This is a genomic window from Ensifer sp. Root127 (genome assembly GCF_001425225.1).
GTDB lineage: Bacteria > Pseudomonadota > Alphaproteobacteria > Rhizobiales > Rhizobiaceae > Ensifer > Ensifer canadensis.
In genome coordinates this window covers 194,767-211,940 of sequence record NZ_LMDX01000011.1, presented here as the reverse complement: position 1 = coordinate 211,940, position 17,174 = coordinate 194,767, and the positions used below count along the sequence as shown (strand labels likewise).

Sequence of the window (17,174 nt, the reverse complement as noted above, 5' to 3'; positions counted from 1 at the left end):
TGACCCGAAAGCCATTGAAATTTCTGTTTCTTCAATTGCCGTGGGCTATGCGGGATATTCAGCGGAGCCTGTAGTAGGAACCGATTGCAAGAACATGGTGCAGCAGCTCTCCGTCTTTCCCGCATTCTTTCGCGTCGCGCAAAAGCGCGTGGCGGTGTTCGGCAATGGCGACGAGGCCTTTGCAAAGGTGCGGTTGCTGCTCAACACCGAAGCTTCGATCGTCGTCTACGCGGACGCGCCCGAGGCAGACTTCGCGGCATACCTCGGCGAGCGCGTGATTGAAACCGTGCGCGATACCTTCGCTCCGCACCAGCTTGAAGGCGTCATCCTTGTGTTTGCCGCGACTGGCAATGCGGCCAAGGATCGCCAGATCGTCATTGCTGCACGCGAACAGAAAATCCCGGCAAATGCCGTCGACCAGCCCGACTACTGCGATTTCTTCACGCCGGCGCTCGTCAATCGCGCACCAGTTGCCGTTGCGATCGGCACCGAAGGCGCCGGCCCGGTGCTTGCCCAGATGATCCGGGCACAGATCGACCAGCTGCTGTCGCCGTCGCTGGGGCTCGTTGCGTCGCTCGCAGCCAGCTATCGTGATGCCGTCGATCGACTGGTGCCGCGCGGCGTTGCGCGCCGCCTGTACTGGCGCCGTTTCTTCCAGGGGCCGGTTGCGGACAAGGTTGCGCTGGGTGATGTCGCCGCCGCGCGCCGCGAGGCTTCTCGCCTGCTTGATGCCGCGCATGCCACCGCGGGCCACGTCTGGCTCGTCGGCGCCGGTCCGGGCGCCGAAGACCTGCTGACGCTCAGGGCGCAGCGCGTGATGATGGAAGCCGATGCGATCGTCTATGATGCGCTGGTGCCGCAGGCGATCGTCGATATGGGTCGCCGCGATGCGGAAAGGCTCTCCGTCGGCAAGCGCAAGGGTTGCCACACGAAGTCGCAGGACGAGATCAACCAGCTGCTGGTGGAGCTCGCGGGTGAGGGCAAGCGCGTCGTTCGCCTGAAATCCGGCGATCCGCTTGTCTACGGCCGTGCTGGCGAAGAGATGGCAGCATTGCGCGATGCGGGCATTACCTATGAGATCGTGCCGGGCATCACTTCCGCCTTTGCCGCTGCTGCCGATTTCGAACTGCCGCTGACCCTGCGCGGCGTCGCGTCGTCACTGGTCTTTACAACCGGCCACGATCTGACCGGTGAAGTGCTGCCCGACTGGGCGCGGCTTGCCGTCTCCGGCGCCACGATCGCCGTCTATATGGGCCGCACTGTCGCTGCGTCGGTTGCCGGTCGCTTGATGCAGGCGGGCTTGCCCGCAGAAACCACCGTGGCTGTGATCGAGAACGCCAGCCGTGCCGATCGCCGGCTGATGCATGGCACGCTGAAGGACTTGCCGGACCTAGAGGGCCGCACGGAACTTTCCGGCCCGGTGATGGTCATTATCGGTGACGCTGTCGCCGGCGCGAATTTCGAGCGTTCCGAGCCTCTGGTGGCGGGCAAACGCACCAACAAGCAAACGAAGATCGAAGCTGCGGAGCGCAGCGAACAGATTCTGAACTAAGGGAAACGTCATGGTGAACAAGGTTTTGACGGCAAATCGGCTTTCGGATGGCATATCCGTCTGGCTGGATGCCTCGGGCAACTGGGTCGAATCGCTCCAGCAGGCCTTCATCGCCCGCCATGCCGAGGCGGTCACCGCACTGGAAGCGACAGGCAAGGTTGCCTTCGACGACAACAAGGTGGTCGATGCCAATGTCGTCGACGTCGAGGAAGTCAACGGCACCCTGCGGCCCTTGCGCATGCGCGAGCGTATCCGGGCCGAAGGCCCTTCGATCCCCTATGCCGCCGGATACAATGGCCTTGCCGGCCCGAACTTTGCTGCCTGAGGAACCGATACAACATGTACCGTTACGATGAATTCGATCATGCCTTCGTCTCCTCGCGCGTCGACCAGTTCCGCGATCAGGTCGAGCGCCGCCTGAGTGGCGAGTTGGCCGAAGACGCATTCAAGCCGCTGCGCCTGATGAATGGCGTATACCTGCAGTTGCACGCCTACATGCTGCGCGTTGCGATCCCCTATGGCACGCTGTCCAGCCGCCAGATGCGTATGCTCGCCCACATCGCCCGCAAGTATGACCGCGGCTATGGCCACTTCACCACCCGTCAGAACATCCAGTACAACTGGCCGCGCCTTTCCGACACGCCGGATATCCTGGATGAGCTGGCAAGCGTCGAGATGCACGCGTTGCAGACGTCGGGCAATTGCATTCGCAATGTGACGGCCGATCATTTCGCCGGCGCTGCTGCCGATGAAGTCGCTGATCCAAGGCCTTATGCCGAAATCCTCAGACAATGGTCGAGCGTTCACCCGGAATTCTCGTTCCTGCCGCGCAAGTTCAAGATTGCTGTCACAGGTGCTGAGCGCGACCGCGCCGCGATCCAGGTGCACGACATCGGCCTGCACCTGAAAAAGGATGAGGACGGCCGCATCGGCTTTGCCGTTTATGTCGGTGGCGGACAGGGCCGCACGCCGATGATTGCCAAGAAGATCCGGGACTTCCTGCCGGAAGAGGACCTGCTGTCCTACACGACGGCGATCATGCGCGTGTACAACCTGCATGGCCGTCGCGACAACAAGTACAAGGCGCGCATCAAGATCCTCGTCCACGAAACCGGTGCCGAAGAGCTTTCCCGTCAGGTCGAGGTCGAGTTCGCGGCGCTGAAGGATACGGAGCTGAAGCTTCCAGAAGCTGATATTCAGGCCATCTCCACCTATTTCGCGCCGCCAGCGCTGGAGCCGCGTGCCGAGGGCTGGGAAAGTCTGGCGCGCTGGAAGAAGACCGATCCGGAATTCTCACGCTGGGTTCACCAGAACGTGCAGCCGCACAAGCATCCGGACTACGGCATGGTGACGATCTCGCTGAAGCCGATCGGCGGCATTCCGGGGGACGCGACCGACGCGCAGATGGAGGCTGTTGCAGACATCGCCGAGGAGTATGCCTTCGACGAGATCCGTGTCAGCCACGAGCAGAACCTGATCCTGCCGCATGTGGCTCTGGCTGATCTGGAGCCGATCTACCGGGCGCTCGTCGTTGCCGGCCTGGCGACAGCCAATGCCGGACTGATCACCGATATCATTGCCTGTCCCGGGCTCGACTACTGCGCGCTTGCAAATGCGCGCTCCATCCCGGTGGCGCAGGAGATCTCGACGCGCTTCGGCGCGCCTGAACGTCAGGCTGAGATCGGCGAACTGAAGATCAAGATCTCCGGCTGCATCAATGCCTGCGGCCATCACCACGTTGGCCATATCGGCCTGCTCGGCGTAGAGAAGAAGGGGGCGGAACTCTATCAGATCACGCTCGGCGGCTCCGGCGACGAGAACACGTCGATCGGCGAGATCATCGGTCGCGGTTTCGAACCGGAAAAGGTGACCGACGCGATCGAAACGATCGTCGATACCTATCTCGGGCTGCGCAATGACAAGTCGGAGACGTTCCTCGAAGCGTACCGTCGCGTCGGCCCGCAACCCTTCAAGGACGCGCTCTACGGCGGCAGCGCACAGGAAGCCGCTTGAGGCGCAAGGAACGGACATGACAAAAATCTGGAAAGAAACCGGCTTTGTGAGCGACGATCCCTGGATCATCGAAAACGACGAGACCAAAGCGGGTTCCAACGAGAAGGCGATACTCGGCTTCGAGACGTTTCTCGCCAAGGTGGCTGAGACGGACGAGGTGGGTTTAGGCGTAGTCGTCGCTCCTGCAGATGACGTTGCCAAGCTACAACCCTATCTCGATCGTATTGCGCTGGTCGCGGTCGCGTTCCCGGCCTTCAATGACGGGCGGGCTTTCAGCCATGCGTCGCTGCTGCGCGCGCGGCTTGGTTTTGCCGGTGAGGTGAGGGCTGTCGGCGACGTTCTGATCGATCAGATCCCGTTGATGCTGCGTTGCGGCGTCGACAGTTTCGCGGTAACCAATGCCATGGCCCTGAAGCGTCTGACGGAAGGCCGGTTGGCCGGTATCGCCAACCACTATCAGCCGACCGCGAGACCCTCTGCTGACGCCAGGTCCTATAGCTGGCGGCGCGTTTCTTGAAGGCAGTGCTGACCGCGACAGTGTGAAGCACGCCGAAATGCGCGAAAGCGACTATATTTAGAAGGGAATTCCTTCCCGTTGAGTGCGGCTTGGAATATCCGCGTATTGTTGATAGACAGGGTCATCATTTACAGGACTGTAGCCACGATGAATGCTCCGGCAAAAACGGAAGATTTCGCGATCCAGGCACCCGCCGGTGTCTTCGTTGAAACGGTGACGAGCGTCACCCACTATACGGATCGGCTCTTCCGCTTCCGCATGACCCGTCCTGCGGAGTTCCGCTTCCGCTCCGGCGAGTTTGCGATGATTGGTTTGATGGTCGGCGACAAACCCGTCTACCGCGCCTACTCGATCGCAAGCCCGGCCTGGGACGAGGAACTCGAATTCTTCTCGATCAAGGTTCCTGATGGCCCGCTGACATCTCACCTGCAGGCGATCAAGCCAGGCGACAAGGTGCTGATGCGCAAGAAGCCGACCGGCACGCTGGTGCTCGACGCGCTGGTTCCCGGCCGCAGGCTCTACATGTTCTCGACCGGCACCGGCATTGCGCCTTTCGCCAGCCTGATCCGCGACCCCGAGACCTACGAGAAGTTTGAGGAAGTCATCCTCACGCACACCTGCCGCGATGTGGCCGAGCTGAAATACGGTTTCGACCTCGTCGAGGAAATTCGCAATCACGAATTCCTGAACGAGATCGTCGGCGACAAGCTTCGCCATTATGCGACGGTGACCCGCGAGGACTATCCCTTCAAGGGCCGTGTGACCGACCTGATGGTCAACGGCAAATTCTTTGCCGATCTCGGTCTGCCGCCGCTCGACCCAGCCATCGATCGCGGAATGATCTGCGGCTCGACGGCAATGTTGAAGGACACCAAGGAAATCCTCGAGGCCGCAGGCCTGACCGAGGGGTCCAACAACAAGCCGGCCGAGTTCGTCATCGAGCGCGCCTTTGTCGGCTAACTGACGACAAGATACGAAACATCGTCGCAGCATTTGGAGGGCGCATCATCGGGTGCGCCCTTTTTCGCATCTGTGCGACAGTCGCGACCGGAGCATGAGCTATGCGTTTCCGGCAGCCCCGATCTGAGCAATCAGCGTACCGGCAGCCTTTCGCAGACACTATCGTTCCCCAGCATTTTCATATGTCGCTCGACCGCGTCCATGCGGAACGAACGGCCAAGAAGGAGTCCCCGCCGGAGATCGCCGGCGACAGCGGATCTTGCAGGGAGTGGCCCATGAGCCTTGAGACCAGAATTCGCCGCAAATCGTTGCATGACCGGATCGTCACGCCGGAGGCGGCGGCGGCGCTCATCGAGGATGGCATGACGATCGGCATGAGCGGCTTTACCAAGGCAGGCGACGCCAAGGCGGTGCCGTTGGCCATGGCGCAGCGTGCGGCGCAGGAGAAGTTTCGCATCACCTTGATGACCGGGGCCTCGCTTGGGCACGACATCGACAAGATCCTGACGGAAGCGGGTGTTCTCGCACGCCGGCTTCCCTTCCAGTCCGATCCGGCCCTTCGCGCGGCGATCAACCGCGGCGAGGTCATGTTCATCGACCAGCATCTGTCTGAGACCGTCGAGCAACTCCGCTCCGGCCAGATCAGCCCGATCGACTATGCCGTCGTCGAGGCCGTGGCGATCACCGAGGATGGCGGCATCGTTCCTTCGACATCGGTCGGCAACTCCGCAAGTTTTGCGATCCTCGCCAAGAAAGTGATTGTCGAGCTCAATCTCAGCCACAGCCCGGAGCTTGAGGGGCTGCACGACATCTACATCCCGGCGAAACGCCCATCGCGCACGCCGATCCCGGTCGTTGCCTGCGACATTCGCGTCGGCTCGCCCTATATCCCTGTTGATCCGGACAAGATTGCCGCGATCGTCATCACCGAAAAGCAGGACAGTGCCGCGCGCATTTCGCCGCCCGATGCCGAGACCAATTCGATCGCGGGCCACCTGATCGGCTTTCTTCAGGACGAGGTGCGCAAGGGTAGGCTCGACATGACGTTGAACCCGTTGCAGGCGGGTATTGGCGTTATTGCGAATTCGGTTCTGAGCGGCCCCGTCGACAGCCCCTTTCATGATCTGCGCATGTACAGCGAAGTGCTGCAGGACAGCACCTTCGAGCTCTTTGAGGCCGGCAAGCTCAGCTTCGCCTCGGCGGCATCGATGACGCTGAGCAGCGCCTGGGCCGATCGCGTCTTTCGCAACATCCGCGCCTACAAGGACAGGGTGATCCTGCGGCCGCAGGAGGTCAGCAACCACCCGGAAATCATCCGGCGCCTGGGCGTCATCGGCATCAACACCGCGCTCGAGTTCGATATCTACGGCAACGTCAATTCGACCCATGTCGGCGGCACCGACATGATGAACGGCATCGGCGGTTCCGGCGATTTTGCCCGCAACGCCTTCCTGTCGATCTTCGTCGCCAAATCGGTGGCCAAGGGTGGGGCGATCTCGTCCGTGGTGCCGATGGTTTCCCATGTGGACCACACGGAGCATGACGTCGATATTCTGGTCACCGAGCACGGGCTTGCGGATCTCCGCGGGCTGGCGCCGCGCGAGCGCGCGCCGATCATCATCCGCAACTGTTGCCATCCCGCTTACCGCGAGTTGCTGGGGGATTACTTCAAGCGGGCTGTTGCAGCGCGTGCGGGGCAGACGCCGCATATCCTCGAGGAAGCCTTCGACTGGCATGTACGTCGGCTGAAGACGGGCAGCATGTTGCCGGGCGCCTGATGCCTCAATCCCGAGCCAGGTAGTCCATCAAGGCTGACATCGCCGCCGCGGCACCCTCGGCGTCGGCAAGCACGATGGCGTCGATCGCCTCGATGTGGCGGTCGACCGATCCGCGCATTCGCTCAACGGTTGCGTCGGCAAACCAGATGCGTCGAGCGTGCGTCTGCAGCGGGGCGAGGGCGGCCGTCAGGAACGTATTGGGGCAGGCCTCCTCCATCAGTTCATCGAAGACCTTGTCGGCCACGAGGAAGCCTTCGAGATCGCCGGCATCCGCGCATCGGCTCATCTCTGCGGCGCATCCCTTCATGGCTCGTCGTGCATCCGCGTCGGCATGCTCCGCCACCAGGCTTGCCGCCAGCGGTTCCAGCTTTTGACGGGTTTGCATCACATGCGCTCGATCGTCCGGCCCGATTGTCGTTATCTGCAGGCCGACACGCGGGCGAACCTCCATCAGTTCCTGCCAGGCGAGTTTCTGAATGGCTTCACGCACGGGCGTACGGCCATGACCGGCAAGCTCGATCAGCTGCTTTTCCGTCAGCAGCATGCCGGGCACAAGCTTGAGCGTGACGATCAGTCGCTCGAGGGCGAGATAGGCGAGGTGGGCCTGGGAGTGAACCGACATACGCATCCCACAGTTTCTGATATATCAGAACGTGGCACAGTTTCGTTTCGATGGCAAACGAACTGATGACCACTAATCAGGAAGGATTATGCTGGTCGAAGTAATCATTATGAGTCGGTAAAAGCTTCAGATTTCAATGGCCTGAATAAAAGTGCTCGTTCGGCCGTTCCAGCCTTGAATGGTGTTGACGAAGAGGAAACTGCTTGTCAGTCTTCTCTAAAAAGAACGTCGGACATCGACGTTGAGGGGCTTGGGCTGAAGGTGGGTGCGTTTCTGGTCTGGTCGCTGATTGTGTTTGCGGGGCTGCTTGCCGTCCCGGCGGTCAGCCATACGAACGCGCAGACGACGTTCTCGCTGATGGCGTCCTCGATGGCTTTCGTCGGAATGGCGATTGCGCAGTTCATGGCGGCACGTCCGCCCGTCATCGAACCGCTGTTCGGCGGGCTCGACCGCATCTATCACCTTCATCGCCGGATCGGCATCTCCGTGCTGATGCTCATTCTCGTCCATTATTTCCTGACGCCTGATTTCAAGGGGCTGTCGTTCACCAGCGGTTTGAACCAGCTTGCTGCCTCCGCCGGCAAGTATGGCTTCTACGGGCTGACGGCGCTGCTTGTTCTCAGCATCGTCAAGATCATCCCGAAGACCAGAATCGAGATACCCTATCACCTGTGGCGTTATACCCATCGGTTCATCGGGCTCTTGTTCGCGCTTGTCGCGTTCCACCAGATGTTCATCAAGCGCCCCTATGACAGCACGGCGCTGCTGGCGGTCTATCTCAATGCGTTCGCAGCACTCGGGATCCTCAGCTACGCCTATACGCAGCTTCTGCCGTGGCTGAGGACGCGATGCTACGAGGTTTCCGAGGTCGAAAAGCACGATGGTGCGACGATCATTTCGGCGCGTTCAAAGGGGCGCGCGCTGAGGGCCAAACCGGGGCAGTTCGGTTTCCTGCGTGTCCTGAAGGCTGGTCTGCGCGAGCCGCACCCCTTCACAATCGCCGACATCGATGGCAACGGCACGGTGCGCTTCGCCATCAAGCCGCTCGGCGACTATACGCAGGCGTTGCGCGATCAGATTGCTGTCGGCGACCGGTTGAAGCTCGAAGGCGGATACGGCCAGTTCAATCACCGACGCGGGGCGAAGAAGCAGATCTGGCTTGCCGGAGGTATCGGGGTCACGCCGTTTCTCGCCATGGCCAGCCATTTGAAGGGCGATGAGGACCAGGACATCCACATGGTCTATTGCGTGCGCGACCGAAAGGAAGCCATCGGCCTTGAAACCTTCGAGGCGCAGGCGGAAAAGCTCGGCAACTTCAGCTTCGTGCTGCACGATTCGGCCACAGACGGGCGGCTGGACGCGGCCAAACTGGCGGCGGGCAGCGTCATCGATCCGGGCGAGGCCGATCTTTGGTTCTGCGGTCCTGCGCCGCTGCGGGAGGCGATCGTCAAAGGGTTGAAAGAGCTTGGAAAGAAGCCGCGTCGCGTAGAGTTCGAACAGTTTCAGTTTCGATAGCAGTTTTATTGAAGATTTTTGGATTAAGGGAGTACGGCCATGCGCAGTCTGCGTGAAATGCGAGCGAACGTCTCGTCAGGTGCCGGCATCCGCAATAGGCACGCACTGGCTCTGGCCGCCGGTCTGCTGGCCGCCATGCTCTGTCCCGGCGTCGCATCGGTGCGCGACGCTTTCGCCGAGGACGCCTTCTCGACCTACAAGGCGAATGTCGAGAACGGCAAGTACATGTTCAACGCCGCTGGTTGTGGCGCCTGCCACGGGTCGGGCGACGAAACTGGACTGCTGTCCGGCGGCATGGAGATGAACACGGCGATCGGCACTTTCTACGCGCCGAACATTTCGCCCCATGCCAACGGCATCGGTGGCTGGAGCAACGCCCAGTTCCTCAACGCTGTCATGGTCGGGCTTGATCGTGACGGCAACAATCTCTACCCGGTCATGCCCTACACATCCTATGGCGGTATGAAGCCGGAGGACGTGCTCGATATCAAGGCTTACGTCGAGACCTTGCCGCAATCAGACGCCGTCTCGAAGGAACATGAGATCGCTTTTCCTTTTAGTCGGCAAACGACCATAACTCTCTGGAAACGCAGCAATTTCACAGTTCAAGCCTACCAGCCGCGCGAAGCGTCGCAGATGGAGCGTGGCCGTTACCTGGTCGAAAATGTCGGTGGCTGTGGCGACTGTCACACGCCGCGCACGACGACTTATGGGCTCGACCTGGAAAGAGCTTTTCACGGCGAGAAGGGGCTGACCGGTGCGGTCGCACCGGATATCGGCAAGGCGAAGATGGCGGGGCTCACTGCGCCGGAAGTGTTTACCACGGGCCTTATAGACGAAGGCAAGAAGCTTTCGGGCGCACCGATCAGCGACCCGGTCATGCGACGGATCGCCAAGGGACTTTCGATACTCAGCGACGACGATCGTCGCGCGATCTACGCGTTCCTGTCCGATCGCGAGGTGAAAGCACCGGCGCCGGTGGCGCAGTCTGTGACGGCAGTGTGCAAGGAGACCACGGCCTCGACGGCGCTGACCGGCGACAATGCCGAAGTCGCCCAACAGGCCGATGCCTTCATCGGCAAGTATTGCCGCAACTGCCATGGGCCGGGTGAAAGCTCTCAAGGCAGCTACCCCGCCGGTGAGCTGACATCGATCGCCGCCGATGCCAATTTCGTCACGCCGGGCAATGCTGCGAAATCGCGCCTCTTCACCTCGGTCACCAGCGGCCGCATGCCGCTTGGCAAGCGCCCGACGGACGAAGAGGTCAAGGTGCTCGAGGACTGGATCAATTCGCTCAGCGAAAAGAACCTGCCGCAGACGGCAGCCACCAAACCCGCCCGATCGCGCCCGATGCTGTCCCATGACCAGTTCGTCGAGGCGGCGCTCAAGGACATTTCCAAGGTCAGTGCGCTTGATCGTCAGCACATGCGCTATTTCTCCTACCGTGACCAGTATAACGGCATGATGGGTTGCGAAGACGACGCCACGTTCATGAAGCGCATGGACGTGCTGGCCGGTGGCTTCAAGAAGCTGCTGAATTCCTTGTCCTATGGCCCGAAGCTGGTGGTGCCGGCGGAGGTGGACGGCACCAATGGTCTGCTCGTCCGGGTCGATCTGCGCGAGCTGCAGTGGGATAACGCTGATTACGATTTCCTGATCAAGCGCTATTTCTACGGCGTTGATCCGACGAGCGATGCGTCGCTTCAGGCGCTTTCCACCGAGACGCATACGCAACTGCCGATCATGCGGATCGACTGGTTCATGAGCAATGGCGCCCGGCCGGAGGTCTATAACAGACTGATGAAGCTGCCGACGCATATTCGCGAGCTGGAAACGCGCTTCAAGATCGATGTCGACGACAACATAAGGCGGCGTAACGTTCTGCGTGCCGGCTTTGCTGACGGTTCGTCCGGCGTATCGGACCACAATCGCATGCTCGAGCGTCACGACATGCCGTTTGGCGGCTACTATTGGAAATCCTACGATTTCGCCGGCGATGTCGGCAAACAGGTGCTCAAGCGTTTTCCGCATGGACCCAAGGAGTTGGGTGCGCTCGATGCCGGCCTTGTGCCGTTCGAGCACGACGGTGGCGAGATGATCTTTTCACTGCCCAACGGCATGCAGGGTTATTATCTGTCGACCGCGGCAGGAAAACAGCTCGATGTCGGGCCGACGACCATCGTTTCGTTCCGTGACCGGCCGATCGGCAAGGGCGTGGAGATCGTCAATGCCCGCTCCTGCTTCGATTGCCACGCCGATGGCATTCTGTCGAAACGTGATCAGTTGCGCGAGCATATCGCCACGTCGACGCTGTTCAGCAAGGACCAGCAGGGCGTGCTGTTGGCCATGTACGTGAAGCAGGAGGAGCTGGACGAGGCCTACCGCAAGGACCGCGAACGCTTCGTCGAGGCTCTGCAAAAACTCGACGTAACCGAACCGACGCCGGATGGCGGGCTTCAGAGCAAGCACGCACCCGGCGACGCCGAGATCGTCACCTACTTTGCCGACAAGTATGAAGATGAGCTCGACTTCGATGCTCTGGCGGCGGAGTTCGACATGACGCCGCAGCAGTTTTCTGAGGCGATCAAGCGAGTAGCGGAAGTGGATGTCCTGCGTCTCGGGCTTGATTGGGTCACGACGCTCGAAGCTGGCGGGACTGTTCCGCGCAACGAGGTCGAACAGCAATATGCCCTGTTGCTGGAGCCGCTCGCCCAGCGGCGCCCGCTCGATACCAGCACGATCGTCGTTGCCGGCACCGAGCAGCAGTCGGAGGAAAAACCGCAATCCGTAGCCGCAGCCGCGCCTGACTATCGCAAGCAGGAGAAGGCTGGCGGCACCAAGCTTGAGCTTGCCTTGAAGGTGCCGACGACGACGGCCAAGGTCGGTGACCAGCTGTCGTTCGAACTCAGCGTCAATCAGGCCTGCGAACTGCAGATCCTCTATGTCGAGGAAAACGGCAATGTCGAAATCATCCCAGATGAGATGATCGGCCACACGACGCTGCAGCCCGGCGAAAGCAGGCTGATCCCGCAGCCGGGAACCGGCACGCTGACCTTCGATACGGCAGCGCCCGCCGAAACCATGCTGGCCTTCTGCCGGGTTGGCGGTCTGGCCGATCAAAGGCTCACGGTGGAGAAAGCGCGCGCATTCGTCGTCCAATCGAAGTTGCCGCCGACGCGCGGATTGGCGGTCAATCTCGCGAAGAAGGCGCAGGCCGACAACGGCGCCAGCAGCGTGCAGATGGTAACTTTCGAGATTAGAGAATAGCGGATGCGCGATGGATGAATTGATGAAAGGGTTGATCGTCGCATCCGCAATGCTTTTGCCGCTCGCTTACCCGGCGCGCGCCTGCGACGCGTTAGTGAAAACCTCGGAGGCTCTCAACAGGGGCGACGAGGTCGGGGCGCGGGCAGCGGCCGCGCCGGAGCGCACGAATGCATGTTCGAGTACCGAGGCAGCGCTTACCCGGCGTGTAGCGGCGCTAGCAACGTTCAATCGCATCGCCAACGCAGTCGGGGCCGGTGCCAGGCTCGATACTTTCGAGGGTGAGCTTGAAGCTGTGCTGAGCGACGTCGGTGGGCCTTGGCAGATCCTCGACGCGCTCGGCGACATCGACCGGGAGCGAAAGAACTATGAACGTGCGGCAACCTATTACCAGCAGGCACTTGAGGATGCGGCCAACGAGGAACTGACGCCCGAGTGGATGGCGCCGGACAAGGCTTACATTCTGCGCCTCGATCGGCTCGCCTCCGAGATGCGGCTTGCAGCAATCAAGCCGGTGAAGCTTGCGATGCGCGGCGCCTGCAAGTTCTCCTATCGCGGTGTCTCGATCAGAAAGAAGGCGACGCCGGTTCGCTATGTCTTCGGAACAGCCGAGTTCACGCCTGAAGGGTTGCAGTCGGCAAAGGATTTGTTCGAGTGCCTGAAATCGGCAAAGGCGGATGCAATTACCTTGATCGGCCATACTGATCCGATCGGCAGCGCTGAGGCGAACCTGAAACTGTCGTTGGCAAGGGCCGAGGCGCTTGCCAACTATCTTGTCGGTGCTGGCTACAAGGGCACCTGGACGACGATTGGCAAGGGCGAGGAGGAGCCGTTCAAACCGGATGATCCGGGTGCCTACGACGAAGCGATGCTACATCAGTTGGATCGCCGCGTCGAAGTTGATGTGGAGAAATAGGCTGTGCTGCGCAAGGCTCTGATTTCGTGCGCTTTCTTTAGTCTAGCGGGTCTGCCGGCGCTGGCGGCCACGTCGGCGCTTGTCGTCGGCGTCGACGTCTATCCGCATGAGGTCAGCCTCGATGGCGCGGTCAAGGATGCGCGCGACGTTGCCCAGGCACTGAAGACGGCGGACGTCGGCACCATCCGCGAATTCATCAACGAAAAGGCGACGAAGGACGCGATCCGCGCCGGCTGGCTGGAACTTGTCGGTGCCGCGACAAAAGGCGACATGATCATCTTCACTTATGCCGGTCACGGCGCCCAGATGCCGGAACTTGTCGCCGGCAGCGAGCCGGATGGGCTTGATGAGTTTCTGGAGTTGCCGGGATTCGATCGTAGCCGGGCCGAGGAGACGGCAAAGGAGATCATCGTCGACAATGAACTCAATGCCTGGTTCGCGGAAGCTGAGGCCAAGGGTGTCCAGGTGCTGTTTGTCTCCGACAGCTGTTATTCCGGCGGCATGAACCGATCGATCTCCGGCAAGACGCGGCTCGCACCGACGGTGCGGGCGCAGTTGCCGCCGCCGTCGCAAGAGGCGGTTTCCGGCGCGGCGGTGAAGGATGCGGACCTGTCGCAGGTGACTATCCTTGCCGCATCGCTTGAGAGCCAGCTGACACCGGAGGTGGTGATTGAAGGCGAGCCGCGCGGCGCGCTCAGTTGGAGTTTCGCCCGCGCGCTTGAGGGGGCCGCCGATCGCGATGGCGACGGGCTGATTTCGCGGGTCGAACTCGAGGATTACGTCTTCTCCAACGTCAAGCTCCAGTCCGAGGCGCTGCAGGTGCCGAACTTCACACCACAGGTGCCGCGATCGGACAGGGAGATCGTCCTGTCGCTGCCGAGAAGTGCGGCGCTGGCAGACGGCAATGGTGCAGCAGCAACAGGCCGGTCGTCAAAGCTGAAGCCCGCCCGAGACATGGGTTGGACAGGAACGCTGGCGCTCAGCGTCAACGGCACAGCGCCGACGCTTGAAAATGTCGGTGGCAGCGGTGTTCCCTATCGATGGGATGCCACGAGCGGCACATTCTACACGCCGAACGGCGACGTTGCCGGCGAACATGTCGCTGCCGACATGGTGCAGGGTGTGGTCGATAAATTCATCCTTCTTGATTTCCTGAAGGTGCTTGCCGCGCAGAACCCGGGCAAAGTCTCGCTGACGCCGGTCAAGGACATCTATTCATCAGGCGACCGCCTGAACTTCGACGCTCCGCAGTCCGGATACGCGAACATGCTGGTGTTCAATCTGGCTAATACCGGGGAAGTCCAGCTTCTCGATGCCCAGGTCTCGGGCTCCGGCAGCCATGTGTTCAAGCTCAGGGACCTGGAGGTGGTCAAACCTTTTGGCGCCGATCATCTTGTGGTCGTCTCGACAAACGCCCCGATCGATGCGGTGGTTGCTGCTTTATCCAGCCCAGGCGTCGAGGCATCCGAGTTTCTGCGCCTTCTGGAAGAGCGGCTGGACGGCACCGACAGTGCCGTCGCTATCCAACCGCTCTACACGCGGGAGCGCGGGCAATGACCGCGGACATCGGTGTCTGGCGTTTCCTGCTGCCGCTCATGGCGCTGGGGACCTGTTCGCCTGTCTTGGCTGCGGACCGGGCCTTGCTCATCGGGATAGGAAACTATCAGAACCTGCCGCCGAAGCTGTTCCTGCACGGCCCGAAAAACGACCTCGTTGCCATGGAAGGATTGCTGACAGGCACACTCGGCTTCGATCGTTCCGCGATCCGAGTACTGAAGGATGAGCAGGCGACGGGCGCGGCCATCCTGTCGTCGATCGAAGAATGGCTGGTCGCGGGCACGCAGCCCGGTGACCGGGCCTATCTCTATTATTCGGGTCACGGTCTTCAGGTGACGGATCTCGATGACGACGAGGACGACGGCATGGATGAGGCGCTGGCGCCATTCGATCTGGTCGCCAAGAACAAGGATTGGGATGGCGCCATCACTGATGACGAGCTCGATGCCATCCTCGAACGCTTGAAGGGCAGGGCGGTGACCCTGGTGATCGACGCCTGTCACTCTGGCACGATCTCGCGGTCGCTCTCCAACGATGTGTCCGCAGGCATCGACGGCGCGCGTTTCCTACCGCGCCCCGTGGCGAAACCGGTGGAGCAGGCACTGACGCGCGGGCTGCGGATCGATCTCGGCGTCGTCGACAAGCCGGCCCACGTCAACGAAAGCGGTACCGTTGCCTGGAGCGCAAGCGCGCCCTATCAGGTGGCCTGGGACGATGTGCGGCTGCCCGTCGAAAGCCGTCACGGTGTCTTCACCGCGGCCTATGTCGCCGGGCAGATGGGGGCGGCGGCGGACGCGAACGCCAATGGCCTGACCAGCAACGCCGAGCTTTTCGAATATGTCACGGTGCAATCTGCCGCTTACTGCGCCTCGCAGAAAAAATGCGAGACCCTCGACCCGCAACTGGAGACGAAGGCGCAGAACCTCGGTGCCAGTGCCATAGTGCCGGTACAGGCGCGTGCGGATGCGAAGGCTCGGTATCAGCCCGTTACCGGCAGCAGTACCGGCCAGGTAAGCTATCAGGATGCGAATGCAATCGATGCGGTCGGCGATATCGTCGGCAAGGCCGACGCTGGTGACGTGACCCTCGGCATCGACAGGCCAACGTCGATGAAGGCCGGTGACGTGTTCAAGCTGACGGTCGCAAGCAAGATTGCCGGGAGCCTCATCCTGCTCGACGTCAATGCAGAGGGCGCAGCAACCCAGATCTTTCCCAACGAGTTCGCGCAGAAGATTACCCCACTCAGCGCCAACGTGCCTTTGACACTGCCGGACGAATATTACGGCTTCGACTTCGAAGCATCGGGCGAAGGTGAGAGTGCGTTCGTTGCCCTGGTGGTCAACGATCCCGTTGATCTGGCGGCGGTCGCGCCGAAGGCACGGGGACTCAAGGTCGAGCTCCGCGCGCGCGAGACCTTGAGCGAAATAGTCTCGCGGTTGCAGAAGACCTGGACCGAGGACCTGGATAAGCGCGGCATCCGCTGGTCGGTCGGTATGCTGCGCTATCACGTCGAGTGACCGCATTTCACGACGGCCAGATAGCAAAAAAGCCCGCCGGAAAGGCGGGCTTTCTGTTTGAAGTCTAGCTCGGATGCCTAGTGCAGGATCTGGCTGAGGAAGAGCTTGGTGCGCTCATGCTGCGGATTGTCGAAGAACTCGGCAGGCGAGTTCTGTTCGACGATCTGGCCCTGGTCCATGAAGATCACGCGGTTGGCGACCTGGCGGGCAAAGCCCATTTCGTGGGTCACGCACAGCATGGTCATGCCTTCTTCAGCAAGGCCGACCATCGTATCGAGCACTTCCTTGACCATTTCCGGGTCGAGCGCCGAAGTGGGCTCATCAAACAGCAGGATTTTTGGCTTCATGCACAGCGAGCGGGCGATCGCCACGCGCTGCTGCTGACCGCCCGAAAGCTGGCCTGGATATTTGAGGGCCTGCTCTGGGATCTTGACGCGCTTCAGGAAGTGCATCGCGATTTCTTCGGCCTGCTTCTTCGGCATCTTGCGAACCCAGATCGGTGCAAGCGTGCAGTTTTCCAGNGGGGATCTTGACGCGCTTCAGGAAGTGCATCGCGATTTCTTCGGCCTGCTTCTTCGGCATCTTGCGAACCCAGATCGGTGCAAGCGTGCAGTTTTCCAGGATAGTCAGGTGCGGGAACAGGTTGAAGTGCTGGAACACCATGCCGACTTCGCGGCGCACTTCATCGATCTTCTTCAGGTCGTTGGTGAGCTCGATGCCGTCGACGACGATCTTGCCCTTCTGGTGCTCTTCCAGTCGGTTGATGCAGCGGATCATCGTCGATTTGCCGGAGCCCGACGGGCCGGCGATGACGATACGCTCGCCCTTCATGACCTTCAGGTTGATGTCACGGAGAACGTGGAAGTCCCCGTACCATTTGTTCATTCCGTTGATTTCGACCGCAACGTCGGTCGCGGATACGGTCATCTTGGAAGCAGTGGCTGTATTTGCCATGCGGTTCCC

At 61.1% G+C, this 17,174-nt stretch carries 13 protein-coding genes and 1 pseudogene; 11 read left to right on the top strand and 3 right to left on the bottom strand.

Annotated features, from left to right (window positions below):
- Positions 1 to 94 precede the first annotated feature (94 nt).
- From cysG to ASD03_RS14035, 6 genes are all read left to right on the top strand, one after another.
- Positions 95 to 1,552, top strand: coding sequence for a siroheme synthase CysG (cysG, locus tag ASD03_RS14060; protein WP_025426787.1), 1,458 nt, complete (start codon positions 95 to 97; stop codon positions 1,550 to 1,552).
- A 10-nt stretch (positions 1,553 to 1,562) separates the two neighbouring features.
- Positions 1,563 to 1,877 carry a DUF2849 domain-containing protein gene (locus ASD03_RS14055; RefSeq protein WP_025426788.1) on the top strand — a complete coding sequence of 105 codons (315 nt, stop codon included), beginning with the start codon at positions 1,563 to 1,565 and terminating at the stop codon, positions 1,875 to 1,877.
- Between the two features lie 14 nt (positions 1,878 to 1,891).
- On the top strand, positions 1,892 to 3,565 hold the full coding sequence (locus ASD03_RS14050; RefSeq protein ID WP_025426789.1) for a nitrite/sulfite reductase: 1,674 nt from the start codon (positions 1,892 to 1,894) through the stop codon (positions 3,563 to 3,565).
- 16 nt (positions 3,566 to 3,581) lie between these two features.
- Entirely contained in the window at positions 3,582 to 4,082 is a 501-nt protein-coding gene (locus ASD03_RS14045) for a DUF934 domain-containing protein (protein WP_057214209.1), read from the top strand.
- Positions 4,083 to 4,229: 147 nt separating this feature from the next.
- Positions 4,230 to 5,042 carry a ferredoxin--NADP reductase gene (locus tag ASD03_RS14040; protein ID WP_025426791.1) on the top strand — a complete coding sequence of 271 codons (813 nt, stop codon included), beginning with the start codon at positions 4,230 to 4,232 and terminating at the stop codon, positions 5,040 to 5,042.
- A gap of 275 nt (positions 5,043 to 5,317) precedes the next feature.
- Positions 5,318 to 6,820, top strand: coding sequence for an acetyl-CoA hydrolase/transferase family protein (locus ASD03_RS14035; protein ID WP_057214233.1), 1,503 nt, complete (start codon positions 5,318 to 5,320; stop codon positions 6,818 to 6,820).
- A 4-nt stretch (positions 6,821 to 6,824) separates the two neighbouring features.
- Here ASD03_RS14035 and ASD03_RS14030 read toward each other — a convergent pair whose 3' ends face one another.
- Positions 6,825 to 7,442: a GntR family transcriptional regulator gene (locus ASD03_RS14030; RefSeq protein WP_025426793.1), complete on the bottom strand. Its 618-nt coding sequence runs from the start codon at positions 7,440 to 7,442 to the stop codon at positions 6,825 to 6,827.
- 261 nt (positions 7,443 to 7,703) lie between these two features.
- On the opposite strand from ASD03_RS14030, the gene ASD03_RS14025 reads away from it, so the two are divergent.
- Genes ASD03_RS14025 through ASD03_RS14005 form a run of 5 tightly spaced genes read left to right on the top strand, consistent with a single transcriptional unit; the run spans position 7,704 to position 16,211 of the window.
- Positions 7,704 to 8,957 carry a ferric reductase-like transmembrane domain-containing protein gene (locus ASD03_RS14025; RefSeq protein WP_025426794.1) on the top strand — a complete coding sequence of 418 codons (1,254 nt, stop codon included), beginning with the start codon at positions 7,704 to 7,706 and terminating at the stop codon, positions 8,955 to 8,957.
- 39 nt (positions 8,958 to 8,996) lie between these two features.
- The gene (locus ASD03_RS14020; RefSeq protein WP_057205076.1) at positions 8,997 to 12,224 is read left to right on the top strand and encodes a c-type cytochrome; all 3,228 of its coding nucleotides are present in this window, start codon (positions 8,997 to 8,999) and stop codon (positions 12,222 to 12,224) included.
- 22 nt (positions 12,225 to 12,246) lie between these two features.
- Positions 12,247 to 13,137 carry an OmpA family protein gene (locus ASD03_RS14015; RefSeq protein WP_158071682.1) on the top strand — a complete coding sequence of 297 codons (891 nt, stop codon included), beginning with the start codon at positions 12,247 to 12,249 and terminating at the stop codon, positions 13,135 to 13,137.
- A 3-nt stretch (positions 13,138 to 13,140) separates the two neighbouring features.
- Entirely contained in the window at positions 13,141 to 14,694 is a 1,554-nt protein-coding gene (locus ASD03_RS14010; RefSeq protein WP_025426797.1) for a caspase family protein, read from the top strand.
- Entirely contained in the window at positions 14,691 to 16,211 is a 1,521-nt protein-coding gene (locus ASD03_RS14005) for a caspase family protein (RefSeq protein ID WP_025426798.1), read from the top strand. Before ASD03_RS14010 ends, ASD03_RS14005 begins: the two co-directional genes overlap by 4 nt.
- 77 nt (positions 16,212 to 16,288) lie before the next feature.
- Here the strand turns inward: ASD03_RS14005 and ASD03_RS38955 are convergent.
- A pseudogene (locus tag ASD03_RS38955) lies at positions 16,289 to 16,732 on the bottom strand (amino acid ABC transporter ATP-binding protein); the annotation flags it as partial.
- Between the two features lies 1 nt (position 16,733).
- On the bottom strand, positions 16,734 to 17,165 hold a 432-nt coding region (locus tag ASD03_RS38950; RefSeq protein ID WP_156407970.1), incomplete at its 3' end, for an ATP-binding cassette domain-containing protein.
- Positions 17,166 to 17,174 lie beyond the last annotated feature (9 nt).